This window comes from Haematobacter sp., assembly GCF_032102465.1.
Classification (GTDB): Bacteria; Pseudomonadota; Alphaproteobacteria; order Rhodobacterales; family Rhodobacteraceae; genus Haematobacter.
Genome location: NZ_DAMDHB010000001.1, coordinates 214,123 through 241,054, shown reverse-complemented (window position 1 = coordinate 241,054; position 26,932 = coordinate 214,123). Strand labels below are relative to the sequence as shown.

The 26,932-nt window shown below is 64.7% G+C and carries 24 protein-coding genes; 11 read left to right on the top strand and 13 right to left on the bottom strand.

The features are described from left to right. Positions 1 to 4: 4 nt before the first annotated feature. On the top strand, positions 5 to 946 hold the full coding sequence (locus tag RT513_RS01150) for a nucleoside hydrolase (RefSeq protein ID WP_290689598.1): 942 nt from the start codon (positions 5 to 7) through the stop codon (positions 944 to 946). 4 nt (positions 947 to 950) lie between these two features. Here the strand turns inward: RT513_RS01150 and RT513_RS01145 are convergent, their stop codons facing one another. Then, positions 951 to 2,252, bottom strand: a complete 1,302-nt coding sequence (locus RT513_RS01145) for a D-amino acid dehydrogenase (protein WP_290689596.1) — start codon at positions 2,250 to 2,252, stop codon at positions 951 to 953. A gap of 235 nt (positions 2,253 to 2,487) precedes the next feature. On the opposite strand from RT513_RS01145, the gene prfA reads away from it, so the two are divergent. From prfA to RT513_RS01130, 3 genes are all read left to right on the top strand, one after another. After that, positions 2,488 to 3,543, top strand: a complete 1,056-nt coding sequence (gene prfA, locus RT513_RS01140; RefSeq protein WP_290689593.1) for a peptide chain release factor 1 — start codon at positions 2,488 to 2,490, stop codon at positions 3,541 to 3,543. Next, on the top strand, positions 3,540 to 4,358 hold the full coding sequence (gene prmC / locus RT513_RS01135; RefSeq protein ID WP_290689591.1) for a peptide chain release factor N(5)-glutamine methyltransferase: 819 nt from the start codon (positions 3,540 to 3,542) through the stop codon (positions 4,356 to 4,358). The genes prfA and prmC overlap by 4 nt, the downstream gene beginning before the upstream one ends. Before the next feature lie 232 nt (positions 4,359 to 4,590). After that, a complete protein-coding gene (locus RT513_RS01130) occupies positions 4,591 to 5,388 on the top strand; it encodes a DUF4167 domain-containing protein (RefSeq protein ID WP_290689589.1) in 798 nt (265 codons plus the stop codon). A gap of 66 nt (positions 5,389 to 5,454) precedes the next feature. Here RT513_RS01130 and rsmA read toward each other — a convergent pair whose 3' ends face one another. Genes rsmA through lptF form a run of 6 tightly spaced genes read right to left on the bottom strand, consistent with a single transcriptional unit; the run spans position 5,455 to position 12,909 of the window. Beyond that, positions 5,455 to 6,291, bottom strand: a complete 837-nt coding sequence (gene rsmA / locus RT513_RS01125) for a 16S rRNA (adenine(1518)-N(6)/adenine(1519)-N(6))-dimethyltransferase RsmA (RefSeq protein WP_290689588.1) — start codon at positions 6,289 to 6,291, stop codon at positions 5,455 to 5,457. Continuing rightward, complete coding sequence (gene pdxA, locus RT513_RS01120) at positions 6,288 to 7,271, bottom strand: 4-hydroxythreonine-4-phosphate dehydrogenase PdxA (RefSeq protein WP_290689587.1); 984 nt, start codon at positions 7,269 to 7,271, stop codon at positions 6,288 to 6,290. Before pdxA ends, rsmA begins: the two co-directional genes overlap by 4 nt. Beyond that, a complete protein-coding gene (locus RT513_RS01115) occupies positions 7,268 to 8,479 on the bottom strand; it encodes a peptidylprolyl isomerase (protein WP_088213904.1) in 1,212 nt (403 codons plus the stop codon). Before RT513_RS01115 ends, pdxA begins: the two co-directional genes overlap by 4 nt. A 55-nt stretch (positions 8,480 to 8,534) precedes the next feature. Then, positions 8,535 to 10,700 carry an LPS-assembly protein LptD gene (locus tag RT513_RS01110; protein ID WP_290689584.1) on the bottom strand — a complete coding sequence of 722 codons (2,166 nt, stop codon included), beginning with the start codon at positions 10,698 to 10,700 and terminating at the stop codon, positions 8,535 to 8,537. Next, a complete protein-coding gene (lptG, locus tag RT513_RS01105) occupies positions 10,697 to 11,776 on the bottom strand; it encodes an LPS export ABC transporter permease LptG (RefSeq protein WP_290689582.1) in 1,080 nt (359 codons plus the stop codon). Before lptG ends, RT513_RS01110 begins: the two co-directional genes overlap by 4 nt. Beyond that, the gene (lptF, locus tag RT513_RS01100; protein ID WP_290689580.1) at positions 11,773 to 12,909 is read right to left on the bottom strand and encodes an LPS export ABC transporter permease LptF; all 1,137 of its coding nucleotides are present in this window, start codon (positions 12,907 to 12,909) and stop codon (positions 11,773 to 11,775) included. The genes lptG and lptF overlap by 4 nt, the downstream gene beginning before the upstream one ends. 186 nt (positions 12,910 to 13,095) lie before the next feature. Here lptF and RT513_RS01095 point away from each other — a divergent pair, with 186 nt between their 5' ends. Together RT513_RS01095 and RT513_RS01090 are read left to right on the top strand one after the other, a co-directional pair. After that, positions 13,096 to 14,565, top strand: coding sequence for a leucyl aminopeptidase (locus RT513_RS01095; protein WP_290689578.1), 1,470 nt, complete (start codon positions 13,096 to 13,098; stop codon positions 14,563 to 14,565). A gap of 5 nt (positions 14,566 to 14,570) precedes the next feature. Further along, positions 14,571 to 15,023 (top strand): DNA polymerase III subunit chi, encoded by a 453-nt coding sequence (locus RT513_RS01090; RefSeq protein ID WP_290689576.1) that lies wholly within the window; start codon positions 14,571 to 14,573, stop codon positions 15,021 to 15,023. 129 nt (positions 15,024 to 15,152) lie between these two features. On the opposite strand, the gene RT513_RS01085 is transcribed toward RT513_RS01090, so the two are convergent. Next, positions 15,153 to 16,526 (bottom strand): class II 3-deoxy-7-phosphoheptulonate synthase, encoded by a 1,374-nt coding sequence (locus RT513_RS01085; protein WP_088213898.1) that lies wholly within the window; start codon positions 16,524 to 16,526, stop codon positions 15,153 to 15,155. 155 nt (positions 16,527 to 16,681) lie between these two features. Between RT513_RS01085 and RT513_RS01080 the strand changes: the two genes are divergently transcribed. After that, positions 16,682 to 17,764, top strand: coding sequence for a GlxA family transcriptional regulator (locus RT513_RS01080; RefSeq protein ID WP_290689573.1), 1,083 nt, complete (start codon positions 16,682 to 16,684; stop codon positions 17,762 to 17,764). A gap of 13 nt (positions 17,765 to 17,777) precedes the next feature. On the opposite strand, the gene RT513_RS01075 is transcribed toward RT513_RS01080, so the two are convergent. After that, positions 17,778 to 19,589, bottom strand: coding sequence for an ABC transporter ATP-binding protein/permease (locus RT513_RS01075; RefSeq protein ID WP_290689571.1), 1,812 nt, complete (start codon positions 19,587 to 19,589; stop codon positions 17,778 to 17,780). 280 nt (positions 19,590 to 19,869) lie between these two features. On the opposite strand from RT513_RS01075, the gene RT513_RS01070 reads away from it, so the two are divergent. After that, positions 19,870 to 20,427, top strand: coding sequence for a TIGR00730 family Rossman fold protein (locus RT513_RS01070; RefSeq protein WP_290689570.1), 558 nt, complete (start codon positions 19,870 to 19,872; stop codon positions 20,425 to 20,427). Here RT513_RS01070 and rarD read toward each other — a convergent pair. From rarD to RT513_RS01055, 3 genes are all read right to left on the bottom strand, one after another. After that, a complete protein-coding gene (gene rarD / locus RT513_RS01065; RefSeq protein ID WP_088213894.1) occupies positions 20,367 to 21,287 on the bottom strand; it encodes an EamA family transporter RarD in 921 nt (306 codons plus the stop codon). The genes RT513_RS01070 and rarD overlap by 61 nt on opposite strands. A 129-nt stretch (positions 21,288 to 21,416) precedes the next feature. Continuing rightward, the gene (locus RT513_RS01060) at positions 21,417 to 22,019 is read right to left on the bottom strand and encodes a superoxide dismutase (RefSeq protein WP_035740913.1); all 603 of its coding nucleotides are present in this window, start codon (positions 22,017 to 22,019) and stop codon (positions 21,417 to 21,419) included. 105 nt (positions 22,020 to 22,124) lie between these two features. Then, positions 22,125 to 22,724, bottom strand: a complete 600-nt coding sequence (locus tag RT513_RS01055; protein WP_290689569.1) for a PAS domain-containing protein — start codon at positions 22,722 to 22,724, stop codon at positions 22,125 to 22,127. A 187-nt stretch (positions 22,725 to 22,911) separates the two neighbouring features. On the opposite strand from RT513_RS01055, the gene gmk reads away from it, so the two are divergent. Beyond that, positions 22,912 to 23,556, top strand: coding sequence for a guanylate kinase (gene gmk / locus RT513_RS01050; RefSeq protein ID WP_290689807.1), 645 nt, complete (start codon positions 22,912 to 22,914; stop codon positions 23,554 to 23,556). Positions 23,557 to 23,570: 14 nt separating this feature from the next. After that, positions 23,571 to 24,095: a gamma carbonic anhydrase family protein gene (locus RT513_RS01045; protein WP_088213892.1), complete on the top strand. Its 525-nt coding sequence runs from the start codon at positions 23,571 to 23,573 to the stop codon at positions 24,093 to 24,095. Between the two features lie 158 nt (positions 24,096 to 24,253). On the opposite strand, the gene RT513_RS01040 is transcribed toward RT513_RS01045, so the two are convergent. After that, positions 24,254 to 25,069, bottom strand: coding sequence for a MurR/RpiR family transcriptional regulator (locus RT513_RS01040; protein WP_088213891.1), 816 nt, complete (start codon positions 25,067 to 25,069; stop codon positions 24,254 to 24,256). 521 nt (positions 25,070 to 25,590) lie between these two features. On the opposite strand from RT513_RS01040, the gene ugpB reads away from it, so the two are divergent. After that, the gene (gene ugpB, locus RT513_RS01035) at positions 25,591 to 26,889 is read left to right on the top strand and encodes a sn-glycerol-3-phosphate ABC transporter substrate-binding protein UgpB (RefSeq protein ID WP_088213890.1); all 1,299 of its coding nucleotides are present in this window, start codon (positions 25,591 to 25,593) and stop codon (positions 26,887 to 26,889) included. The last annotated feature ends 43 nt before the right edge of the window (positions 26,890 to 26,932 follow it).

The following is a 26,932-nucleotide window of genomic DNA, read 5'->3' as shown; positions in this document are numbered from 1 at the left end:
GACCATGCCGCCCCGCAAGATCATCATCGATACCGACCCCGGGCAGGACGATGCCGTCGCCATCCTGCTCGCCCTCGCCAGCCCCGAGGATATGGAGGTTCTTGGGATTACCGTCGTAGCGGGGAACGTGCCTTTGCCGCTGACCCAGCGGAATGCCCGTATCATCTGCGAACTTGCCGGACGGCGCGACATGAAGGTCTTTGCGGGTGAGGCGGCGCCGCTGTCCCGGCCTCTTGTCACCGCCGAGCATGTTCACGGCAAGACCGGGCTGGATGGCCCGCAACTGCCCGAACCCACCATGTCCCTGGCGGGGGAGGATGCGGTGGGCTTCATCATCGACACGCTCCGCTCCGAACCTGCGGGAACGGTGACGCTCTGCCCGCTGGGCCCGCTCACCAATATCGCCACCGCTTTTCGCCGTGCGCCGGATATCGTGGGGCGGGTGCAGGAAATCGTTCTGATGGGAGGGGCGTATTTCGAGGTCGGCAACATCACCCCGGCGGCTGAATTCAACATCTACGTTGACCCGGAGGCGGCGGACGAAGTGTTCAGGTCCGGTGCGGAGATCGTCGTGCTTCCGCTTGATGTCACTCATAAAGCCATGACGAACAAGCGTCGCGTCGATGCATTCCGGGCGCTGGGGACGGAAGTGGGCCGCATGGTCGCGGCATGGACGGATTTCTTCGAGCGGTTCGACAAGGAGAAATACGGCGGAGAAGGCGCACCGTTGCACGACCCCTGCGTCATCGCCTGGCTGATCCGGCCCGAGCTGTTCTCAGGCCGTTTCATCAACGTGATGATCGAGACGAAGGGCGAGTTCACCACCGGCATGACCGTCGCCGACTGGTGGGGGGTCAGCGGGCGGGAACCCAATGCCCTGTTCCTCGGCGATGTGGACGCCGAGGGATTCTTTGGACTGCTGACGGAGCGGCTTGCCCGCTACTGAGGGCTCAGGCCGTGGCGGGTTTCAGCCCGCCGCGCGCGGCCTTTACCCCGCGACGCCCATAACGCGAAATGCCAAGGTCGGAGGCATCGATTTCCGTGGGGCGGCGGGAGACGATATCGGACAGCACCTTGGCCGAGCCCATGGACATGGTCCAGCCGAGCGTGCCGTGCCCGGTGTTCAGGAACAGGTTCTGCACCGGCGTCCGGCCTATCACGGGCGTGCCGTCGGGCGTCATCGGTCGCAGGCCCGCCCAGAAGGTTGCGGCAGCCATGTCGCCCGCGCCTCCGAACAGCTCTCCCACCGATTTCTCGAGCGTCGCGCGGCGGCGGTCGTTCAGCGAGGTGTCAAAACCCGCGATTTCTGCCAGCCCGCCCACACGGATGCGATCCCCCAGCCGGGTGATCGCGACCTTGTATGTCTCGTCCATCACGGTCGATTCCGGCGCTTTGGCCGCATCCATGATCGGGATGGTGAGCGAATATCCCTTCAGCGGATAGACCGGCAGCTTCATCCCGAGCGATTTCACCAGCGCCGGGGAGAAGCTGCCCATCGCCACGACATAGGCATCCGCCACCATGGGCCCTTCGGAGGTCTGGATCGCGACGATCCGATCGCCTTCCTTATCCAGCCCCTTGATGGTCACACCCTGTCTGAAGGTCACGCCGAGCGCCTTGGCCATCTCTGCCAGCCGGTTGGTGAACTTGAAACAGTCGCCCGTTTCATCCCCCGGCAGGCGCAGACCGCCCGCGATCAGATGCCTGGAGCCGGCGAGCCCGGGTTCGTGCGACAGGCACTCCTCCGCGCTCAGCAGTTCGAACGGAACCCCGTCCTCCCGCAGCACCTCGATATCCTTCTGAAGCCCGTCGAGTTGCTTCTGGCTCCGCAGGAGCTGCAAGGTGCCCTGCGTCCGTTCGTCATAGGAGATGCCGGTTTCCTGCCGCAATGCCGCAAGCCTGTCGCGGCTGTATTCGGCGACGCGAACCATGCGGCCCTTGTTGAGGGCATAGGCTTCGGAGGTGCAGTTGGAGAGCATCTGGCCAAGCCAGCCCGCCGCCTTCAGCGAGGCGAGCGGGTTCAACACCAGGGGCGCATGCCGCTGGAAGGCCCATTTCAGTGCCTTGAGTGGAATTCCCGGCGCAGCCCAGGGGGTCGAATAGCCCGGAGAAACCTCACCGGCATTCGCAAAGCTCGTCTCCAGCGCGGGGCCGGCGGCCCTGTCGATCACCGTCACCTCATGCCCGGCGCGGGCGAGTTCCCAGGCCGATGTCACGCCAATCACGCCTGATCCGAGAACAATGACTTTCATGGTTGCGAACCCCTGTTGTGCTTGAAAGACAATATGGGGCATCAGCCATGAAATTTCCCGGCAAAGACTCCCGTTTATGGTAGCATTTGTCGAAGTAAACACGATGAAATTCTCATATAATCGAACAATATTCGATCATCATGATTTATTGCGCAACTATTCCCCATCCCGTTTCCACCGGCCCGCCTTGCGGCTTGCGCTTGACCCGGTCCGCTGTTCGACTAAACCCGCTGGCATGGTGCCCTTTGATAAGCTCGACCGGATCGACCGCCGTTTCCAGTTTCTGGAGGCGAAGCTGAACGGTGGCGCCAGCCCGGCGGAGATTGCATCCCTCGCTCGCGAATATGCGGAGCTGAAGCCCGTCGTCGCCCGGATCGCCGATTATCGCCAGCTTTTGCGCGATCTGGAGGAGGCGGAGACCCTGCTGGCGGACCCGGAAATGCGGGCGCTTGCAGAGGATGAGATTCCCGCTCTCCGCGCCGCACGGCCCGCGCTGGAGGAAGCGTTGCGCATCGCGCTACTCCCAAAGGACGCTGCCGATGCGCGTCCCGCAATGCTGGAGATACGTCCCGGAACGGGCGGGGAGGAGGCTGCGTTGTTCGCGGGTGATCTCCTGCGCATGTATCAACGCCATGCCGATCGGCAGGGCTGGCGGTTCGAGGTGCTCGATCTGCAGGAAACCGAGCTTGGCGGGGTAAAGGAAGTCGTGGCCTCCGTGCAGGGAGAAGGCGTATTCGCCCGGCTGAAATATGAAAGCGGTGTCCATCGGGTGCAGCGGGTGCCCGAGACCGAGTCCGGTGGCCGTATCCACACCTCCGCTGCCACGGTCGCGGTGCTGCCGGAAGCGGAGGAAGTGGATATCGATATTCCCGCGGCCGACATCCGCATAGATACGATGCGGGCATCCGGCGCCGGTGGGCAGCATGTGAACACAACCGATTCGGCTGTGCGGATCACCCACTTGCCGACGGGGATCGTGGTGACCTCCTCCGAGAAATCGCAGCATCAGAACCGGGCGATTGCGATGCAGGTGCTCCGCGCTCGGCTCTACGACCTTGAACGGCACCGCGCGGAGGAAGCCCGCGCCGCCGACCGCAAGGCCCAGGTCGGCTCCGGCGACCGGAGTGAGCGGATCCGCACCTACAACTTCCCCCAGGGGCGCATGACGGATCACCGCATCAACCTCACCCTCTATCGTCTGGATCAGATCATGGATGGCGATCTGACGGAGATCATCGACGCGCTGGTTGCCGCGGACCAGGCAGCCAAACTTGCCGAGATGGAAGGGTGAGAGCGGCGGACCTGTTGCCGGCGGCGGCGCGCCGCCTTGCCGACGCCGGTGTGGCCGATCCGGCACGTGAAGCGCGGCGGCTGCTGACCTTTGCGTTGGGCGTGGCGCCGGATAGGCTCATGCTTCACCTTCACGATCCCGTAGAAGATGCTGTTATTACTAAGTTCAACGCGGCGATAAATGAGCGTTGCAGACGTCGCCCGCTCTCCCAGATCGTCGGAGAGCGACTGTTCTGGGGGCGGAGTTTTCACGTAAACCGTGACGTGCTGGACCCGCGACCCGAAACGGAAACGCTGGTGGAGCTTGCGTTGGCCGAGCCGTTCGGTGCGGTGCTGGACCTTGGAACCGGATCGGGGGCGATCCTGCTGACCCTGCTGGCGGAGCGGCCGGAGGCGAGGGGGCTGGGCGTGGACGTGAGTCCTGCGGCGCTCGCGGTGGCGCGGGACAACGCCTCGCGGCTGGGTGTTCTTGCAGATTTCATAGTGTCCGACTGGTTTTCCGATGTCAGCGATCAGTTTGATCTCATCGTGTCCAACCCGCCCTATATCGCGGCAGCCGAAATGGCGTTACTTGACCCTGAGGTGCGTGACTGGGAGCCGCATCTGGCGCTTACGCCCGGAGGAGACGGGCTTGACGCCTATCGCCTGATCGCCCGTGAGGCGTCTGCGCATCTGAAGCCGGGGGCGCGCGTCATGGTTGAAATCGGCCCGACGCAGGGTAAGGATGTGGCCAAGCTTTTTCGTGATGAGGGGTTTCAATCGGTAAATATCGCCCCAGATATGGACGGAAGGGACCGTGTCGTGACGGCGCGGTGACCCGGTAAGGTGCAAATGCGCCAATTCTCGGGTAGCAGGCAGCAGAAAGTTGCACTGAAGCCCAGAATTCACTTGTTTTGTCGAAGTCCCCGTGTTTATTCGGCCCTGCGCAGAGGAAACCCGTTTCGAGGTTGACCGGCGCGAATTAGCCAAGAGCACGGACCGGGATCTTGCGGCGCGGCGCTGCCGCGGTTCTGACGGACCCCAGATCAACGCTGGAAACACAGTACACATGAGATCATCCAAGTCACGTTCGCGTTCGAAGTCGAACCGCCCGCGCACGATGGGAAATATCGTGAACCGGGTCTTCGACAGCTCCGGGCCTGAGGGAAAGGTGCGGGGCACGCCCCAGCAGATTATCGAGAAATACCTTATCCTTGCGCGCGATGCCCAACTGTCGAACGACAGGGTTGCAGCGGAAGCCTTTCTCCAGCATGCCGAGCACTACACCCGCATGTTGGGAGAAGCGCAGCGCGAGCTTCAGCGGGAAGCCGATGCCCGCCGCGAATATCAGGAAAGCAACGGCCACCATAACCAGCAGGGCAACAGCCAGCAGGGCAATGGTGGCAACCGCGACGGTCAGCGTGACTACCGCGATCAGGGGCAGCAGCCCCGCCGTCACCGCGAGGATGAGGGTCGCTCACAGGAGCAGCCCGCTTTCTACACCCCCTCGCAACGGCCTGCGACGGATTCCTCCGCCGACGTGATCGAACTGGATGGCGAAGGGGACAGCGGTCTCGTCGTGACGCCGGAGATGCAGGCACCCGCTGCCCCGCGGCCGGAGCCGACCGCCGAGCAGGAGGCGCCCGCAGCGACGGCACCGCGCGCCGACGTCAACCCGGCGGAAGCTGCGCAGGAGGCGCCCGCAGCGGAGCCTGCGCCTGAGGCTGTCGAAGCACGTCCGCGCCGCACACGCACGCCCAAGGCCGTGCAGCCGTCGGAAGACGGGGGGGAGGCCAAGCCGCGCCCGCGCCGCCGCTCTCCCACGCGTAAGAAGTCGGAAAACAGCGAGGCGCCTGCAGCCGAATGACGGCGCAGGTTCTTTGTGGATCAAACAAAAAGCCGGGCAGTGACGCCCGGCTTTTTGCTTGAAGCCTCAGCCGAAAGTCCGGGAAAGGGCGCAGAACTGCTCCAGAGAGAGCTGCTCCGCCCGTTCGGTGGGTTTGATGCCCACGGAGAGTAGACGATCCTCGATATCCGGTGCGAGGCCCTTGAGGCTGGAGCGCAGCATCTTTCGCCGCTGGTTGAAGGCGGCAGCGACAACGCGTGACAAGATGGCGGGATCAGCCGGGTAGGCGGGTTCGGCCCGCGCGACGAGATGCACGACCGAGGAATGCACCTTGGGCGGGGGGGTGAAGGCGTCGGGCGGCAAGGTCATGACGATCCGTGCCTCCGTCCGCCATTGGGCGAGCAGGGCCAGGCGCCCGTAGGCAGGACTGCCGGGCTTGGCCACGATCCGCTCGGCCACCTCTTTCTGGAACATCAGCGTCAGGCTCTGCCAGAACGGCGGCCATTGCGGCGGCGTGAGCCAGCGGACCAGCAGCTCCGTGCCCACGTTATAGGGCAGGTTGGCGACGATGCGGATGGGCGGGGTCAGGCGTCCCGTCAGGTCCACCGTGAGCGCATCCCCCTCCACGAGGTCCAGCCGGCCGGGGTAGTGCGCCGCGATTTCCTCCAGCGCGGGAATACAGCGGGGATCCTTTTCGATGGCGAGCACGTGCCGCGCCCCTTCCGCCAGCAAACCGCGCGTCAGCCCGCCGGGGCCGGGGCCGACTTCCAGCACATCCGCTCCGGTCAGATCGCCAGCAGAGCGCGCGATTTTCGCCGTCAGATTGAGGTCGAGCAGGAAGTTCTGGCCGAGCTGCTTGCGCGCCGACAGGCCGTATTCCGCGATCACCTCGCGGAGCGGCGGCAGGCCGTCGATCGCGCTCACGTCCGGCGGGTCCGGGAAAGTTCCGCGGCCATTTCCAGCGCCGCGATGAGGCTGGCGGGGTCAGCCACCCCCTTGCCCGCGATGTCGAAGGCGGTGCCGTGGTCGGGCGAGGTGCGGATGAACGGCAGGCCCAGCGTCACATTCACGCCATGGGCGAAGTCGATCGTCTTGATCGGGATCAGCGCTTGATCGTGATACATGCAGATCGCGGCGTCATATTTCGCCCGCGCCGCGGGGTGGAACATCGTATCCCCGGCAAGCGGTCCGGCGAGCGAGTAGCCCTCGCTGCGGAAGCTCTCGATCACCGGCAGGATCGTCTCGATCTCCTCCCGCCCCATGGCGCCACCCTCACCGGCATGGGGGTTCAGCCCGGCGATGGCGATGCGGGGGGCGCCGATGCCGAAGTCCTGGCGGAGTGCGTTGTGCGTGATCTGGATCGTCTCCGTCAGCAGGCGCCGCGTGAGTTGCTGCGGAACCTCGGCCAGAGGGATGTGGATCGTCGCGGGCACCACGCGCAGATCGGGGCAGGCGAGCATCATCACCACACGGCTCACGCCCGCAAGATGCGCGAGATATTCGGTATGTCCCGGAAAGGCGAAACCCGCCCCGTCCTGCAATGCCTTCTTGCTGATCGGCGCAGTGCAGACCGCCCCCGCCTCACCCGCCTGAACGAGCTGCACGGCGCGGGAAATGACGTCGATCACACTGCGGGCGTTGCGCGGGTCGGGATTGCCGGGAATGGCCGGGCCGTCGAACGGGTGCGGCAGGACGGGAAGCCCATGCATCGCGGCGCGCTCGGCCTCCCGCGGGTGGCCGATCTCGCGCACGGGCGTCCCCTTCGGCAGATGCGAGGGGTCGCCGATCAGGAAGAAGGGCAGGCGGCTGCCGATCTCCTCCCAGGCGCGGGCGGCGATTTCCGGGCCGATGCCCGCAGGCTCGCCGCAGGTCAGAGCGATGGGGAGGATGTCAAAGCTGCTCATTGGCCACGGATGATCGCATTGGCGCGAAGTTCCGCAAGGTAGTTGTCCGCGAGCTTGCCGGCCCGCTGGTTCAGCAGTTGCGTGCGGACCTGATCGCGGTTGGGCGGCTCCGCCTGTGTCAGCGTGCGGCTGCACAGCATCAGCACCCGCAGCGAGTCGCCCTGGACGAGGCTGGTGGAGGTCTCGTTCTGGTCGAGGCGCGCGAGTTCCATCGCGACGTCGGCTGGCAGCTGGCCGGGGCTGGCGCTGTGGCGCTGCACGGCGGCCGGAGCGCCCCTGAGTGCTGCGTAAAGATCGTCGCAGCTATCGACGCGGGCGCGGAGCTTTGCCGCCTCCTCCACTGTTTCCGGCGCATGACCATTCGCCAGAAGTACTTCCGCATAGTCGAGCGTGGTGGCGGCAGGCGCTGGACGGGGGGTGTCCCGTCGTTCCCTCAGGAAGAAGATGGCGATGGCGTTCGGCACCTGCACTTCGCGCGACATCTGCCCGGGCCGCATGCCGTCCAGGACTTCACGGATCTGCGGGGGCATGTTCGCCTCCCGGATCCACTCGAGCCGGCCGCCCTGCTCGCGCGATTGCGAGGCGGAGAAGCGGCTCGCCGCTTCAGCGAAATCGTTGCTGTTATGCACGTTCTCGCGGATCAGGTCCGCGATCTGGCGGCTTTGTTCCGCATAGGGCGCAACGGTGGGAAGGATGATCTCCGACAGAAGGATTTCCCGCTCCGGCCGGATGGATTCGACCTGCAGGGCGCGATCGATATCGGCCTCGGTGACGGTGACACGCCCCCCGAACCGCGTCCGCACCACTTCCCGCCAGATCAGTCCGGCGCGCACGAACTCCCGGAAGGTTTCCTCCGACACCCCCACGCCCGCGAGGCGCTGGGTGAGTTGCTCGACGGTCAGTTGCCCGCGTTCGGCAAATTCCCGCATGCCCGTTCGAAGCTGATCGTCGGTGACGCTGACTTTCTGGATCCTGCCCGCGATGAGGTAGAGCCGATCATCGATCAGCGCCTCCATCGCCTGCCTCTCCGTCAGACCACCCGCGCCGAGCTGCTGCATGAACAGCATCCGTTGCCGGAGTTCGAATTCGGTGATTGCGGCGCCATTCACATAGGCACGCGCGGTGAACAGCCCCTGCGCCACGGCGGGAGCGGGGGACATGGCACCGAAGGTCAGGGCCAAAGCGGTAGCAAGCGGGATGAGGCGCATCGGTCGTCCGTTCTGCTCTTCCTCGCCGCGCGGGCGCGGCCGGTTCTCGCGCCGTTCAGCCGGCGCAGGTTCTTGTCACGGGCGGGCGTCGTCCGCCATTGCCGAAGCCCAGAAGCTCCACCGACAGATCGACCCGGGTGCTGGTCTCATCGCCGAGCGAACTTGTCAGGCGGTGGGAGACTTCCAGATCCACCTGAACGCATTCGTTGCGATAAACCACTCCGAGCGCTGCGCGTGCCGCCCTGTGCTCCGAGAAGTCATAACGCCATTCCGAGGTCCCGGTCCAGCGGTCGTTGAAATCATACTCCGCGTCCCATGCCCAGACGGAGCGCGAAGTTTCGCGCATCTCCCGCTGATCCGCATCCAGCCAGACAAAGCTCGTCGCCAGATTCATCGGCCCCCGGTCATAGCCCAGACGGAACTCATTCTTGGAAAAGTCCAGCAATCCTTCGAACAGAGACCGGTTGACGAGGCTGATCCCGTTGCCCCAGTCGAGCCGGACGGAGGTCAGCCAATCCGATCCTTGCCCGTCGAGGCCGCTCGCCGGGCTGAATTGTTCCTCATCCCCGCTCCAGCGGAACACACGACCCGCGGTGATGCCGAGCGTCCAGCCCGCCGGATCGATACGGGTCCATGTCGCGCCCAGATTTGCCCGCCAGCCTTCCTCATAGGCGTCCTCTCCGGGGAATCGGTCGAGGGAGAACAGGTTGGCTTCGTCGAACTCGACGAGCAGGCTGTCCTCGTTCAGCGGGCTGCGACGGCCTTCGGGGCTCCAGACGACCTGAGCCATGGGTGTCAGCACCTCACTGCCGCCGCCGGCGGTGCTGCGAACGAAGGGCCAGCTCAGCTTGGTGCCGAAGGTGGGTACGACGCGGGTGAACTCCGGGTCGCTTTCGGGTGTGTTGCTGAACCAGAAGGCATCGGCCCGCAGATCGCCCGTCGCCGTGACAACGAGACCGGGAGCCGTGACCCAGTCGCGCTGCCAGTTGCCGTAAAGGCTGAAACGCCGCATGTCGCGACCATCCGCCACCCCGTCGCCGTTCAGATCATAAAGCGAATCCGAGCGATTGTGATAGGTCATCACCTGTGCCCCGAATGTCGCGATGCCGCCCGCCTCCGGCACGGGCATCCGCCGCTCCCATGTTCCGTCGAGCATGAGATTGGGCAGAACGGAGTTATCCTCGGCCTCGCTGAGAGACCGGTAATGCAGGGCCTCAAGGCTGATGAGTTCATCCCGCCGTGCGCGGTAAACCTGAACGGTGGATTCGAGCCGGTCCTTGTCATCCAACTCGTAATCATTGAGGAAATTGGGGTCACTGATCGAATAGACGTCGAATTTCATCGTGAACTGGGCGGGAAACGCGAGCTGGCCTTCTCCCCGCAGGTAGTGGCGGAGCGAGGGGCCGTTATCGAGATCGTCGGTGGCGATTGCACCCGTCCATTCCATCCAGCCGCCATTCAACGCCTGACGATAGGTGTTTTCGACCATGACAGCCCCGCCCGTCGTCACCAGCGGGGCGATTCTCAGGTCGGCATGGTCACCCAGCGGCAGGAAGTAGGGCACCTGCATGCCATAACCAAGATCGCTCTGATGAAAGAACTTCAGCGGCAACAGGCCGGGCGCGCGGTCAACGCTCGGGTCCGGCATCCGCAGGCTTGGCAGATACATCACCGGAACGCCCATGACGCGGAAGGTGGCATCCTTGAAATACATCAGCCGGGTTTCCTGATCGTGCAGCACTTCCGCCGACCGGATCTCCCACAGCGGCACCTGCCGCCCGCCCGGACAGACCTGGCAGGAGGAGGCCACGACGCGCGTCATCTTGGTATAGCGCCCGCCGGTTCGCGCGATCTCGTTGGCGGCGATCTGCATCTGCTGATCGAGCACGATCCGCGCGCTTTTCAGCACACCGCGGGTGAGGTCGGAGGACAACTCCGCGCTGGAGGCGAGGGCGATCTGGTCGGGCCCCTCAACCAGCGTCATCGGGCCTTCGATCGTCACCTCGTCCTGGTTGCGGTCGTAGAGGATACGCCGGGCTTTCAGCGTGACCCCCTGCCAGAGCACCTCCACATTGCCCTGCGCCAGCAGCCTGTCATCGGACAGGATGCGGACATCGTCGGCAACGAGCGTCGCAAGTCCGTCTTCCGCGCTTGCGGGAGAAGCAAGCGCCGTGGTCAGAGCAAGCGCCAGAAGGCGGGTGAGGGCGGGACGCGACTTCATCCGTCCTCCATGTGAAGCAGAAGCCCTGCCGAAAAGAGCAGCCCTGCGACGGGCGGGCCCCAGGCCGCGAGCAGGACGGGAATCTGGCCGTTGTTGCCGAGTATCTGCGCGAAATTCCGCAGGAAGAACAGAGCGAAACCTATCAGAACGGCGATCAGCACCTTTACGCCCGTCCTGCCGGCGCGGGCGGGCTGCATCGTGAAACCGGCCGCGATCTGGATCATCGCGACGATGAGGAACGGTGTCGCCAGCTCCATATGGAAAAGCACCTGGTGACTGCGAGAGGAGAAGCCCGCCCGCTCCAGCCTTCGGATCTGTTCCGGCAGTTGCCAGAAGGAGATCATGCCGGGGGCTTCGAAGCTGTTGCGGATTTCCTGCTGGGTCAGGTTGGTGTTGAGAGTCAGCGTCTCATGCCGCTCCGCATCCCGTTCGGGATTGGGGGCCTCCATCGGCCAGTCCTTCACCCCGGTAAGCTCCCAGGCCCCGCGGCCCAGCACCGCATGCGCGGCCTCCACGCGCCGGACGGGGGTGCCTTCGGTATCCAGACCGATGAAGATGGCGTTGAACAGCTCCGTCCCGTCCGGGGTGGCGCGGTCGGCCCGGATCACCCACTGCCCCGCCCGATCCCCCTGACGGAGCCAGATCGCCTCTCCGCTGACGGAGACGATGTTCTCGTCCCCGCCTTCAGGGGAGGCATCGGCCTTGCGGCTGGTGGCCGAAGCAATGGGGTTGAGCACCGCCACCGCCAGCATCCCGACGATAAGCCCGCCGATCAGCGCAGGCGACAGTGCCTCGAAAACCCAGACCCCAACGGCGCGGATCACCACGAGCTCGCTCGTCCTTGCAAGCGAAAGGAACAGCGCGATCGAGGCCAGCAACACCACCAGCGGGAGAATTTCATAAACGCCCTGTGGGCTGTGCAGGAACGCGATCCAGGCGGCGTCCGCCAGCCCGCCACTGGCCCCGCGCCGGACCTGCTCCACCAGATCAATGAGGAACATGATGCCGAAGAACACCAGAAATGTCCCCGCAACGGTCAGCAGGAATTTCCGCCCAAAATAGAGCCAGAGCGTCATGCCGCCGCCTCGCTGCGTTTGGGGTGAGGCCTGACACGCCGGGAGCGTCCCGCCCAGGCCAGCATCGCCACCGAAATCAGCGCGCCGATGACAGGGGCGGCATAATAGGCGGGCCAGTAGGACGCCTTCCTGAGCGCGAGATTGGTAAAGGCGTTATCCAGAAACTGCACCAGCACCAGCATGAGAATCGCGCCGAGCACCTGCCGCCACAGGCCAAACCTGCTGAAGGCGCCGAGAAGCAGCGTGGCGAAGCCGATCATCGCCGCCACAGGTGCCAGAAACGGCGCGGAGAGACGGCTCTGGAGTTCGCGGAACGGCGCTGCGGGATCGGGGTTGCGCAGATTGGCGATGACCTCGTCCGGGGGATTGATGAGCATCGACGTCGGCAGGCTGCGGACATCGGTATAGATGCGCCTGTCGTCCCGCATCAGCGCGCCGATGTCATAGGTGAAGTCGTCGAATCGCATCACGGAGAGCCGTTGGGTGCGACCCTCGCGCGACTGCGCCATACCGTCGAGCATGATGAGCAGCGGCCCCTGCGGTCCGCGGGCGAACAGGGCGCGCTTGGCAGTGTAGAACGTCAGCTCGTCAGGTTGCCTGTTGTCCGACAGGAATACATCCCGCAGCTCTCCGGTGGAGGAGATGTCGCGGATGTAGAAGGTGATCCCGTCGGAAGGATGCAGGAACTGCCCCTCCGTCAGGAACCGGGCCGAGACGCTCTCCGAGATCTCGGTGCTGCGCTCGGAGAAGCGCTCCCGGCTCGCGGGCACGAGGTAATGCGCGAGGACCGACAGGATCGCCGCAACGATCAGTCCGAAGATCAGCACCGGCCGCGCAAGGCGAAAGGGAGAAAAACCCGTCGCCTGCATGACGACCAGCTCGCTCTCCGAGGCGAGGCGGTTGGTCACGAAGACCGTGGCCGCAAAGGCGGAGAGCGGCAGGACGATTCGAATGACGTTCGGAAGGCTCAGCGCGGAGAGTTCGAAGAACACCAGTGCCGTCTGACCCGATCCTATGATCTGATCGAACAGCGAAACCGCCCGGTTCACCCAATAGACGGCGACGAGAATGAGAGAGAAGAAGCCGAACACCGCCAGAAGCTGCGACAGCATGTATCTGTCGAATCTGGGCACGCCGGGAGGATCCTTCTCTGCTCGCCGCTCTGCTCGGCGGGTGTGGGGCGACGCTAGCTGAAAACGGGGGGACGGAAAACTGCTATCTGGCCATTCCGGGGCGCGGGCACTAGCCTCGCGCGGACCGTTGCCGTCCTGCGTCGCTTTTTGCGCGCCGGAGCGGCCAGTTTCAGACCGGAGACCGCCATGACCTCACCCGTTGCCATCCATTTTCGCGAGATGTCCTCCGAGGGGCTCGCCGCTTTTGAGGGACGCATCGCCGTTCTGATCGATCCCTCGGGCAAGCCGGATGCCACGGTCAGGCCGCTGAACCGGCTTGTGAAGGGAGCGATCGAGCGTTTCGCCTCCTCCGAGGCGTTCGAGAAGATGAAACCGGGCGACGCCGTTGATCTGGCCTGGCCCGCGGGCATCGGGGCGGAGGCGGTTCAGGTGGTGAAGCTGCCGCGGAAGCCGGAAGCGGCCATCGCCCGGAAGGCCGGCGCGGCCATCGGGCGGGCTGTCGGGCCGAAAGGGGCGATCGTGCTTGTCGGCGGCAATGGCGGCGCGGCGGAGCTTTCCTTCGGGCTCGCGCTCCGCGCCTATGATTTCGGCCTCTACAAGTCCGAACCGCCCGCGGAGCGGGGCACCGTCACGCTGATGGTCGCCGACCCGGAGAAGGTCGCCGCCGCCGCGCAGCCCATGGCCGCGTTGGCGGAGGGGGTGTTTTTCACCCGCGATCTCGTCAATGAACCCGCCAACGTCCTGACCACCACCGATTTCGCCGCGCGTCTGGCTGCGATGCAGGAACTCGGGCTGGATGTGGAGATACTGGAGGAGGCCGATCTTGCCGATCTGGGCATGCGCGCGCTGCTGGGCGTGGGGCAGGGGTCGGAAAGCCCCTCGAAGGTCGTCGTCATGCACTGGCGGGGCGGAGAGGTGGGCACGCCGCCGCTCGCGCTTGTCGGCAAGGGGGTGGTCTTCGACACGGGTGGTATCTCCCTGAAGCCGGGCGCCGGCATGGAGGAGATGACCATGGACATGGGGGGCGCGGGCGTCGTGGCGGGCGTCATGCGGACACTCGCGCTGAGGAAGGCGCGGGCGAATGTCGTGGGTGTCGTAGGCCTGGTGGAGAACATGCCCGACGGCAAGGCACAGCGCCCCGGCGATGTGGTAAAGTCCAAGCGCGGCGTGACGATCGAGGTGAACAACACGGATGCCGAGGGTCGCCTCGTGCTGGCCGACGTGCTCTGGTATGCGCAGGAGCGGTTCCAGCCCTCCGGCATCGTCGATCTCGCCACCCTGACGGGCGCGGTGATCGTGGCCCTCGGGCATGAGATGACCGGCGTCTTTTCCAACGACGATGCCTTCTGCGATGCCTTCCTCGCGGCGGCGAAGGCGGAGGGCGAGGGTGCGTGGCGGCTGCCTCTGGGCGATGGTTACGACCGGCTCATCCGGTCCAACATCGCCGACATCAAGAACTCTGCCGGACGGGAGGCGGGATCGGTCACCGCAGCACAGTTTCTCCAGCGGTTCATCGCCGACGGCACACCGTGGATCCATCTGGACATCGCGGGCACGGCGCATGTGAAGCGCGACACCACCGTCGGACCGAAGGGCGCGACCGGCTGGGGGGTGATGAGCCTCGACCGGCTGATCCGCGACCGCTACGAGTCGTAGGACGGGTGGCTGCGCTTTTCTATCACCTGACACGCTCCCCGGCAGAAGCGCTTCTGCCGGTTCTCATCGACCGGTCGCTGAAGGCAGGCTGGCGCGTCGCCGTGCGGGGAACGCGGCCGGACAGGCTCGCGTGGCTTGATGAGAGGTTGTGGCTGGAGCCGGAGGACGGCTTCCTGCCGCATGGTCTCCTCGGGGGGGAATGGGACGCGGCGCAACCGGTTCTGCTCACGCCCGGGCCGGTGACGAACGGTGCGCGCTGCCTGATGTGCATCGACGGCGCAGAGGCGGAACTCGAGGAGGCAGCGACGCTCGACCGGGTGTGCATCCTCTTCGACGGAACCGATCCCGGAGCGGTGGAGGGCGCGCGCGGCCAATGGCGCCGTCTGACCGGCGCGGGCGTCAGCGCGCAATACTGGAGCGAGGAAAGCGGCCGCTGGGAGAAGAAGGCGGAAAGCTGACCCTCCTCGGGCAGGGCGCCGCTCCGGCCGCACTGCTCTCCGCGACGGACTTCGCTTTCGTTCCGGCCTACGTAAGGCAGAGTTTTCGCCGCCCTGCAGGTTTACTGCGGGCGGCGAAACCGGGCGCGATCACGCGCCCGCGACGATCCGTTGCGACTCGCGGCGGGTGGAAAGTTCCGCTGACACGAGGAAGGCGAGTTCCAGGGCCTGATTGGCGTTCAGGCGCGGATCGCAGGCCGTGTGGTAGCGGGAGGACAGGTCCTCGTCCGTCACGGCCCGCACCCCGCCGGTGCATTCAGTGACGTCCGCGCCGGTCATCTCGAAATGGACGCCACCCGGGATCGTGCCTTCGGCGTTGTGGACGTCGAAGAATTCCCGCACCTCGCGGAGCACCGATTCGAAGGGGCGCGTCTTGTAGCCGGAAGCCGATTTGATCGTGTTGCCGTGCATGGGATCGCAGGTCCAGACCACCTGCGCGCCCTCTTCCTGCACCGCGCGGATGAGCCGGGGCAGATTGTCGCCCACGGTGCCTGCGCCGAACCGGGCAATCAGCGTCAGCCGACCGGCCTCGTTCGTGGGGTTGAGCTTGGCCAGCAGGCGTTTCAGGTCATCGCTGGAGAGCGACGGCCCGCATTTCAGCCCTATTGGGTTCTGCACACCGCGGCAGAATTCCACATGCGCGCCATCGACCTGCCGGGTACGGTCGCCGATCCAGATCATGTGACCCGATCCGGCGACCGGCAGGCCGGTGGTCGAGTCGATCCGGCAGAGCGCCTCCTCATATTCCAACAGGAGCGCTTCATGGCTGGTGTAGAAATCCACCTTTGCCAGCTCATGCGCGGTGTCGGCGTTCACGCCCGCCGCATTCATGAAGTCGAGCGCGTCGGAAATGCGGTTGGAGATCTCCCGGTACCGCTCCGCCGCGTCATGATCGGTGAAGCGGGAGGTGAAGGCATGAACACGGTGGATATCCGCGTAACCGCCGGTGGAGAAGGCACGCAGCAGGTTCAGCGACGCGGCAGCCTGGGTATAGGCTTGCAGCATCCGCCGGGGATCGGGCGTCCGCGCCTCCGGGGTGAAGTCGAAACCGTTGATGATGTCGCCCTTGTAGGACGGCAGTTCGACGCCGTTCACGATCTCGTTCGGGGCGGAGCGGGGCTTCGCGAACTGTCCGGCCATGCGCCCGACCTTGATGACCGGCACCTTGGCCCCCCAGGTCAGCACGACGGCCATCTGGAGCAGCACCTTGAACGTGTCGCGGATCGCATCGGCGGAGAAGCCGGAGAAGCTCTCCGCGCAGTCGCCGCCCTGAAGCAGAAAGGCCTTGCCCTGCGCCACTTCTCCCAGCGCGCGTTTGAGCTTGCGGGCCTCCCCGGCAAATACGAGCGGCGGATAGTTCCCAAGCTGCGACTCCACCTCCGCGAGAATCGCGGGTTCGGGATAGTCGGGCATCTGCACCCGGGGGCGCGCACGCCAGTCCGACTTGCTCCAGCCTTTGCTCATGATGGCCTCCGCACAAAGTGGCTTGCCGTTATATGGGCGTTGGTCTCATCATGCAAACCCCAATCCCATCCGATCGTTCTTAAGACGTGACCTCTTGCGTGGGCAGGAGAGACCTGCTTTTCTTGTCGCGAAAACGCCATGAAGGGTCGCAATCCATGCGCGACGTGAGACCCGACGGGCCCATCGTCTCTGGCCGCTCCCCCGAAGGCCGCCCCCATGAAGACCGCCCAACCCGTGAAGTTGGCAGAAGTGTCGTGAATGGCCGCGCGGGAGAGGTCCAGCCGCGTCGGTTCGTCTTCCTTCTGCTTGATCGCTTCACGCTCATCGCGTTTGCAAGCGCCGTGGAGCCGTTGCGCATCGCCAACATGATGTCGGGGCAGACGCTCTATTCATGGCAGCTTGCGGGGGAGAACGGCGTGCAGGCGGTCTGTTCCAACGGCTGCGCCTTCCGGGTGGACATGGGGCTCGACGTGCTCGACCGGGAGGAGACGCTGATCATCTGCGGCGGGCTGGAGATAGAGGCGGCCTCCTCCAAGCGGGTACTGGCCTGGCTCCGGCGGGAGGCGCGGCGCGGCGGGCGGATGGCGGGGATCTGCACCGGTGCCTGGACATTGGCGCGGGCGGGCTTGCTGGACGGGCGGCGCGCGACGATCCATTGGGAAAATCAGGACAGCTTCATCGAGGAGTTCGAGAACGTCCGGCTGTCGAAGGCCGTCTTCGTCACCGACGGCAACCGGCTGACGAGCGCGGGCGGCACCTCCGCCATCGACATGATGCTGAAGATCATCGCCGACGATCATGGAGAGGATCTGGCCAACGCGGTCGCGGACCAGATGGTCTATTCCTCCATCCGCACGGGGCAGGACACGCAGCGCCTCTCCATCCCCACCCGGATCGGCGTCCGCCACCCGAAGCTCAGCCAGGTCATCCAGATGATGGAACGCAATATCGAGGAGCCGATCAGTCCAACCCGGCTGGCTGAAGATGTCGCGATGTCCACCCGTCAGCTCGAACGGCTGTTCCGGCGCTATCTCAACCGCAGTCCCAAGCGCTACTACATGGAGCTTCGGCTGCAGAAAGCGCGGAACCTGCTGATGCAGACCGACATGAGCGTGATCAACGTGGCCCTGGCCTGCGGCTTTGCCAGCCCGTCGCATTTCTCCAAATGCTACCGGGCCCATTACGCGACCACCCCCTACCGGGAGCGGGGCAGTCACGCGATGCGGTTGTCGTTCTGACGGTGCAGGCGCCTCAGGCCGCGTCCTCTTCCAGCGCCTGCCGGATCCAGAGCGCGGCGTAGCGGCCCTTCTGCGACAGCAGCTCTGCATGCGTGCCCGCTTCCTGCACGGTGCCGTTATCCAGCACGAGTATCAGGTTCGCATCCACGATGGTGGAAAGGCGGTGCGCCACGGTAATCACCGTCCGCCCCCGGCCAAGTTCAGCCAGCGAATCGCGGATCCCCGCCTCAGTCTGCGTGTCGAGTGCGGAAGTGGCTTCGTCCAGCAGCAGGATCGGCGGGTTCTTCAGCAACGTCCGCGCGATGCCGACGCGCTGCTTCTCCCCGCCGGAGAGTTTCAGCCCGCGTTCGCCCACCTGCGTGTCATACCCTTCGGGCAGGCTCTCGATGAAATCGTGGATGCGGGCGGCCCGCGCGGCGCCGATCACATCCTCTTGCGTCGCGCCCTCGCGCCCATAGGCGATGTTGTAGAAGATCGAGTCGTTGAACAGGACCGTGTCCTGCGGCACCACCCCGATGGCGGCATGCAGACTCGACTGCGTGACATCGCGGAGATCCTGTCCGTCGATGCGGATTGCACCGCTTTGCACATCGTAGAAGCGGAAGAGCAGTCGACCGACGGTTGACTTCCCGGCACCGGACGGGCCGACGATGGCCACCGTCTCTCCCGGAGCGGCGCGGAAGGTCAGGCCCTTCAGGATCGGGCGGGCGGGGTCGTAGCCGAAGTGCACATCGTCGAAAACCACCTCGCCGCCGCTGATGCGAAGCGGGTAGGCATCGGGCGCATCCACGACTTCGGTCGGTTGCTCCAGCAGGTCGAACATCGCCGCCATGTCCACCAGCGCCTGACGTATCTCCCGATAGACGGTCCCGAGAAAGCCCAGCGGCAGGGTGATCTGGAGCATGTAGGCGTTGACCATCACGAAATCGCCCACGGTCAGCGTCCCCGCCTGCACACCGCGCGCGGCCATGACCATGACGATCACCAGACCGGAGGTGATGATGAGCGTCTGACCGGCATTCAGGAACGCCAGCGAATAGGAGGTCTTCAGCGCGGCACGCTGATAGCCCGTCATGGCCACGTCATAGCGCGCGGCCTCACGCCCTTCGGCATTGAAATACTTGACGGTTTCGTAGTTCAGCAGGCTGTCCAGCGCCTTCTGGTTCGCCTCCTGATCCCGGTCGTTCATCTCCTTGCGCATACGGACGCGCCATTCGGTGACGATCGTTGTGAACAGGATGTAGAGGGCGATGACCACCCCCACGACCAGAGTATAGGTCGGGTCGAACACCAGGGCGAGAATGATGCCCACCAGCACCAGTTCAAGGATCAGCGGCCCGATGGAGAACAGCATGAAGCGCAGCAGGAAGTCGATGCTCTTCACCCCCCGCTCCATCACGCGGGACAGTGCACCGGTGCGCCGGGTGATGTGGTAGCGCATGGACAGCCGGTGGATATGTTCGAACGTCTCCATGGCGAGGCCGTGCAGCGCGCGCATCCCGACCTTGGCGAAGATCGCGTCGCGCAACTCCTCGAAACCGTCCGACATGAGCCGCGCGACACCATAGGCGACCGTCAGGCCCACTGCGCCCAGCCCAAGCATGCCGAGCGGTCCCGTCACCTCGTGCGACAGGCTGTCCACTGCCGCCTTGTAGAAGAACGGCACCACGACCGAGATGAGCTTGGCCAGCACGAGGATGGCCATCGCGATGACGACGCGCCGCCAGACCCACGGCGTATTCTCCGGCCACAGATAGGGCGCCACACGCCGGATCGTGCGCCACGCGCTGCGGCTTTCGCTCATCGTTTCTGGTGTATGGGACATGGGGGGTTTCCGTCTGGAAGGGTGGCGACACTAGCGGACCGGGCGCCGGAAGGCCAGAGGCACCGGGCCTGCCACACGTGGGGTCACCCCTGCTCCTCTGGGATAGCGCCACTTTCCCCAAGGTTCGCGCCCATGGGCCGGAGGCCGAGGCTCGCCCCGGCGACCCAACTGGCTCTGCACGGGATCTGGCGCGCATGACCTGCCAAAGCCCCCGGCCTTGCGAGCCGCGAGGCGACACCCTAGGAACAGCGGCGAAAAGCCACCTTCACGGAGCGATGTCATGGCCCGGCCCGAAAAATCCGTCTGCGTCTTCTGCGGCGCCCGTCCCGGAACGCGCGCGCCTTATGCGACGACCGCGGCCGAGATGGGCCGCATGCTGGCCGAGCAGAACTGGCGGCTCGTCTATGGCGCGGGCGACGTTGGCCTGATGGGGGAAGTGGCGCGCGCGGCGCAGATGGCGGGGGCGGAAACCTTCGGCGTGATCCCGGAGCATCTGGTGAAGTGGGAGGTCGGCAAGCGCGACCTGTCCACCTATATCGTCACGTCGAACATGCATGAGCGCAAGACGGTGATGTACCAGAACTCGGATGCCGTCGTCGTCCTGCCGGGCGGTATCGGCACGCTTGACGAGTTCTTTGAGGTGCTGACATGGCGCTACCTCAAGCTTCACGACAAGCCGATCTTCATCCTCAATGTCGAGGGTTTCTGGGATCCGCTGGCCCGGCTCATCGACCAGTTGATCGGCGAGGGTTTTGCGGGCGCGGAAATCCGCGACTTCTACACGGTAGTGCCGGATGTGCCGAGGCTCGCCGCCAGTTTGCGCGCCGCGCTCGCCTGACGGCGGAGGGCGACGATATAGATCAGTACGGCCAGCCAGATCATCGGGAAGGCCAATGCGTGCGCGTGGGTAAACGGCTCCCCGAACGCCAGTGTCGCGATGAAGAACTGGATGGTCGGGTTGATATACTGCACGACGCCCAGCGTTGACATCGGGATGCGCCGGGAGGCGTAGGTGAACAGCATCAGCGGAATCGCGGTAAGCGGCCCTGTCCCGATCAGCAGAAGCGTCGTGCGCCAATCCGAGCCGAAATGCTCCGCTCCCGGAACCTCCGTATGCGGCAGGATCAGCCAGACCAGCGCCAGCGGGGCCAGAAACATCACCTCCGCCGTCACGGAGACCGTTGCATCGGCGGTGATCTTCTTCTTGGCGAGACCGTAAAGCCCGAAGCTCACCGCGATCGCGAGAGAGAACCACGGCGCCACCCCAAGGCCGATGGTCAGCGTCAGAACCCCCGTCGCCGCCAGTGCGACGGCGATCCATTGAAGCCATGACAGGCGTTCATGGAACACCACCAGCCCGATCAGGACTGCGACCATCGGAAAGATGTAGTAGCCAAGGCTCGATTCGAGCGCGTGGCCGATCTGGATCGACAGGATATAGACGAACCAGTTCACGCCCATCATCAGGGCGCCGAAAAGGATGAGCCCACCTTCCCGCGAGGTCATCGCGCGCCGAAGGGCGGGGAGCCGACCCTGCACCGCAAGGATTGCGCCGAAGAACACGACCGACCAGAGCGTCCGGTGAGAGAGGATCTCCAGCGCCGGGACATGGGACAGCAGCTTGTAGTAAAGCCCGAGCACCCCCCAGATCACGCTGCTGGAAATGACGGCGATAAGGCCGCGCTGACTGTCCGGCATGGCTCCGGTTCCTCACAGTGGAAAGCCCCCGCGCCTTGGAGCGCGGGGGCCGGGTTGCTTGTCCGACGTCCCGATACGTTCCAACGCTACCGGCTGAAAGTCGGGTCGATGTCGGGATCGATGCTGACCTCAGAGACGGGAGGCCACGTTTTCCCAGTTCACCAGCTTGTCGAGGAAGTTGGTGAGGTAGGCAGGCCGCTTGTTGCGGAAGTCGATGTAGTAGGAATGTTCCCACACGTCGCAGCCCAGCAGAGCCGTCTGGCCGAAGCAGAGCGGGTTCACCCCGTTCTCGGTCTTGGTGATCTTCAGGCCGCCATCGGCATCCTTGACCAGCCAGGACCAGCCGGAACCGAACTGTCCGGCCCCCGCGGCGGCGAATTCTTCCTTGAACTTGGCGACGGAGCCGAAGGCTTCCGTCAGCGCCTTTTCAAGCTCGCCCGGAATCTTCTTGTCCTCGCCCGGACCCATGACTTCCCAGAACAGGATGTGGTTCCAGTGCTGCGAGGCATTGTTGAAGATCCCCGACTGCGCGACGGCACCGGCCTGATAGGTGCCCTTCACGATGTCTTCGAGCGGTTTGGACTCCCACTCGGTCCCCGCAATCAGCTTGTTGCCGTTATCGACATAGGCCTTGTGGTGGATGTCGTGGTGGAACTCGAGCGTCTCCTTGGACATGCCGAGGGATGCGAGCGCATCATGGGCATAGGGAAGATCGGGAAGTGTGAAAGCCATCGAAGACTCCTCTCGCGCTTTGGTGATCGGCAGCAGGAATAAGGCGCGTGCCGCCGGCAAGGTCAAGGAAGAACAGCTTTCCTCCCGCCCGGGTTCCGCATGGCCTCACGAGCGGCGGGTGTAAAGGCCGTCCGCCCCATCAGGGCGTGCGCAGGGAATCGGCCGCCCGAATGTCACGCGTATGACCTTGCTTTCCTCCGCCGGGACAAGGCGCATGGTGCCGAGGCTCAGGAGCGGAGTGCCATTCGCCGCAGGTTTCCGGTTCCCGGCGACGCTCTGAATTGCGCCGAGGATGAGCGGGCGACCGGCGGCGTCCGGGGCAAGCGGGAGGAGCACCATGCGCCGCTCGCACCCGCCTTCGGTGAGGGAGAGTTCGGCGCGTGCCCGGTCGCTCGTCACGGCTTCGAGGCAGGCGGCGATATGCCCGCGCGTGCCCGGTTCAAAGATCGCGCCGAAAGGGAGGCGTTCGGGCTCCTCTCCGGTGAGGGCGGACAGGCTCCTTCCCGCGTAGCGGAAACGCCAGCCCCAGGCGGCATCGCGGGTCAGCAGGAAACAGGCGTGGAGCGCGCCGGCAATGGCCGTCCCCGCAAGGGCGGACCGGGGCGGCAATCCATGAACAGGAAGTTCCCGGCAAGCCTTTTCCCAAGCCATGCGGATAAGATGGACGGGATCGCTCTCGACCCCGTCCATGCGGATGTTACTCATGACACTCGTACTCCAAACCACGGCGCGTTGACGGGTTGGTTGTTGCCAAGCGCAGTCAGCGTCCTTACCGAAACTTTAATACCGCTGTTTGCCGCAGGGCGGCAGCGAAAAGTGAACAAAAGGTTAACCCATGCCGCCTGAGATACCGACGCAAGTTCCGCTCTCCGATGATCCGGGAGGGCGCAGCATCGCGCGTCGCGGCATCCTGCTCATCCTGTCCTCGCCCTCCGGCGCGGGCAAATCGACCCTGTCGAAGCGATTGACAACCTGGGATCCGACCATCGGATTTTCCGTCTCCGCAACTACGCGCCCCCCGCGACCGGGAGAGGTCGAGGGGCGGGAATACTTCTTCCGCACGCGGGATGAATTCGAAGCGATGGTGGCCGCGGGCGAGATGCTTGAGCATGCGGAAGTCTTCGGGAACCTCTATGGTTCCCCCCGAGGGCCGGTGGAGGCCGCGCTTTCGCAAGGCAGGGACATGCTGTTCGACGTTGACTGGCAGGGAGGACAGCAGATTCGCAACTCCGGCTTGGGAGAGGATGTCGTCTCCGTCTTCATCCTTCCGCCGTCCATCAAGGAGCTTGAGCAGCGGCTCCGCGGGCGCGGTCAGGATCCTGACGAGGTCATCGCCGGGCGCATGGCACGCAGTCTGGATGAGATCAGCCGCTGGTCGGAATATGACTATGTGCTCATCAACCGTGACATCGACGCGGCTGAGGAGGAACTGCGCGCCATCGTCACGGCGGAGCGGCTGGAACGGAAGCGGCGGAGGGGTCTGGTGGGATTCGTGCGCGGTCTGAATGAGGAATTCACCCACCGCAACAAGGGCTGAAGAGGGAGAGGGACATGATCTATGCGCTGGATGGCGTGGCGCCGCAGGTGCCGCCAAGCGGAGACTACTGGATCGCGCCGACGGCGGTGCTCATCGGCGATGTGCTGATCGAGGACGGGGGCTCCGTCTGGTTCGGTGCTGTCCTGCGGGGCGACAACGAGCGCATCACGGTGGGCGAAGGCTCCAATGTGCAGGAGAACGTGGTTTGCCATACCGACATCGGCTTTCCACTGAGCATCGGGCGAAACTGCACCATCGGTCACAAGGCCATGCTGCACGGCTGCACCATTGGCGATTCCACGCTCATCGGCATGGGTGCGACAATCCTGAACGGGGCGCGCATCGGGCGGCACTGCCTTATCGGCGCAGGTGCCCTCATCCCGGAGGGCAAGGAGATCCCGGACGGCAGTCTTGTGATGGGGGCTCCTGGGCGCATCATCCGCCCGTTGGACGAGGAAGCCCGCGCCCGGCTGGACAGGAGCGCGGAAAGCTATCAGGCAAACATGCGCCGCTTTCGCGCGGGCCTGTCGCCGGTCTGACAAGACGGGTTGTCCTGCTTCGGCAGAGCGGATCGGCGGGCAGGGGTTCTGACAGTGTTGGTTGGCCGGCCTTCGACCGTGGCTGCAGGCGAAACCCGCGTCCTGCTCAGCGGCAGGTGGCCATGCCTGGGAGCGCTCCGGTCAGGGAGAGGCAAACCTTACTCGCTGATCCCCCGCCGTTCGGCCACCGCCGCCGTTATCGCCGTTGCGACGGCTATGCTGCCTGAGAGCAGCCGCAACCCCTCATGCTCCGCTTCCGTCAGCATGAGGGATACACGGGCGAGCGCGGCAACGGGGCTGTCCGGCCCGTCCGTCAGCGCAATGATGGGCAGACCGCGTTCCCGGAGGCTGCGCGTCTGGTGTACCGCATCGCGCGAATAGGGCCAGAAGCTCACCACCAGCGCCGCGTCTCCGGGCCGTGCAAGGTCCAGCATCTCATCCTCGATCCCCTGTGCGGTCCCGATGAGCTGCGAGCGGATTTTCATCCGGCCGAAGGTGTAGGCCATGCTGCTGGCGATGGGGAAGGCGCGGCGGCGGGCGATCAGAAAGATGGTCTCCGCCCGGGCCAGCAGGTCCACCGCCGTCTCGAACCGCTCCTCGGTGATGGACTGGCGGGCCGATTCCACAGAGCGGGCCGCCGCATCGAGGAAACCGCCCAGCGTACCCGTGGCGACGGGCGCCTGCGGCTTCTGCAGATAGGGGCGGCGGAAGACGGCCTGCATGTCGCTGAACCCCTCATAACCAAGTGTCTGGGCAAATCGCACCAGAGTGGAGGGCTGCACCCCCGCCGCCCGCGCGATCTCTGCCGTCGTGCCCAGCGCCATTTCCTCCGGCTTTGTAAGGGCAAAGGCTGCCACCTCTCCGAGACGACGAGGGAGGCGTGATTCTCTCGCGCGAAGATGTTCCCGGAGCGTGTCGATATCGCCGGGGGGAGCAAAGGCTGAGGCGGGCTGGGTATCTGTCTTCTTGGGCATGAACTTTAAATGTGAGCGGTATCAGGATGGATTTTGGAATATATATTCCATTTCAGGGTGCCTCACCAGCGCCGATTTCCCGATTTTTAATGCATTGTAGTCCATATATGCACAAATATCGGGCATATATACGCTCCGCCGCTTTCTCTATTGACAGGTTTGGAACGAATTGTCATGTTTACTGCAGAACAAACGTTCCACGCACCAGCCAGGGGAGGGATGGTTCGGGGCGTTGTTCGCCGGCTACGCGCGGTTGGGGAGGTCGCCGTGGCCGGTCTGCTTCCCCGGCACCGTTTGAGGTGTGGGCCAATGGCCCCCTCCGGTGCCGGGGTTCACTCCCTTGCGGGTGTCCCCCTCGCGCAGATGACTGATGGATACGCCCGGCATAGCAGAGCCGTGGCGCTTTCTGGTGTCATCGAACCATCCCCTCCTGACAGATGCCGCTTGCCGGACGGGTTTTCACAAACCTGCCATGTCTTTTCCGTAAGCCCGCGTGTACCGAATCCCAGGAGGTCCTCCGAATGACACTGAAGGCAATTCTCGCAGCGACGATCGCCCTCGTCCCGTTGAGCGTCGAGGCCAAGACCCAGATCAGCTGGTGGCATGCGATGACGGGCGCGAACTCGGAAGTGGTCAACAAGATCGCCAGCGATTTCAATGCCTCACAGTCCGATTACGAACTCCAGCCGGTATTCAAGGGCACCTATCCCGAGACGCTGAACGCCGGCATTGCCGCCTTCCGGGCTGGTCAGTCCCCTGACATCATTCAGGTGTTCGACGTCGGAACGGGCGTCATGATGGCCGCAGAAGGCGCGATCAAGCCGGTGGCGGATGTTCTGACGGATGCGGGCGCGGCATTCGACAAATCGCAATACCTGCCGGGGATCGTGGCCTATTATTCCAAGCCCGACGGGACGATGCTGTCCTTCCCCTACAACTCCTCCTCACCCATCCTCTACTACAACAAGGACGTGTTTGAGAAAGCCGGGCTGGATCCGAACGCGCCGCCGAAGACATGGAACGAAGTCTGGGACGCTGCGCGCAAGATCAAGGCTTCCGGGGCCGCGCCCTGTGGTTATACCTCCACCTGGCTCACCTGGATTCATACCGAGAATTTTGCGGCCTGGAACAACGTCTCCTTCGGCACCAATGAAAACGGGCTTGCCGGTTCGGACGTGGAACTCAAGATCAACGCGCCGATCTACGTGAACCACTTCCAGGCGATCGCCGATCTCGCCAAGGAAGGGGCGTTCCGCTACGGTGGGCGGACATCGGAGGCCAAGCAGATCTTCCTGTCCGGCGAATGCGGGATCCTGACCGAATCTTCGGGCGGGCTCGGAGATATCGTCAAATCGGGCATGAACTACGGCATCGGTCAGCTGCCCTATGACAGCGACGCCCCCGGAGCACCGCAGAACACGACACCCGGCGGGGCGAGCCTGTGGGTGATGGGCGGCAAGTCTGATGAAATCTACAAGGGCGTCGCGGCCTTCTTCCAGTACCTGTCGCAGACGGAGGTGCAGGAATACCTGCATCAGACTTCGGGCTACCTGCCGGTGACGCTGAAAGCCTATGAGGCGACGAAGGCCAGCGGCTTCTATGACAAGAATCCCGGCCGGGAGACGCCGATCCTGCAGATGATGGGCAAGGCTCCGACGGAGAATTCCAAGGGCGTTCGTCTGGTCAACCTGCCGCAGGTGCGCGACATCGAGAACGAGGAGTTCGAGAAGATGCTCGCCGGTCAGCAGACGGCGCAACAGGCGCTCGATAATGCCGTCGAGCGGGGCAATGCCGCGATCCGTCAGGCGCTGGGCAACTGAGCGCGTAAATGAAGCGGGTCCGTCCGGCGGCGGGCGGACCTTA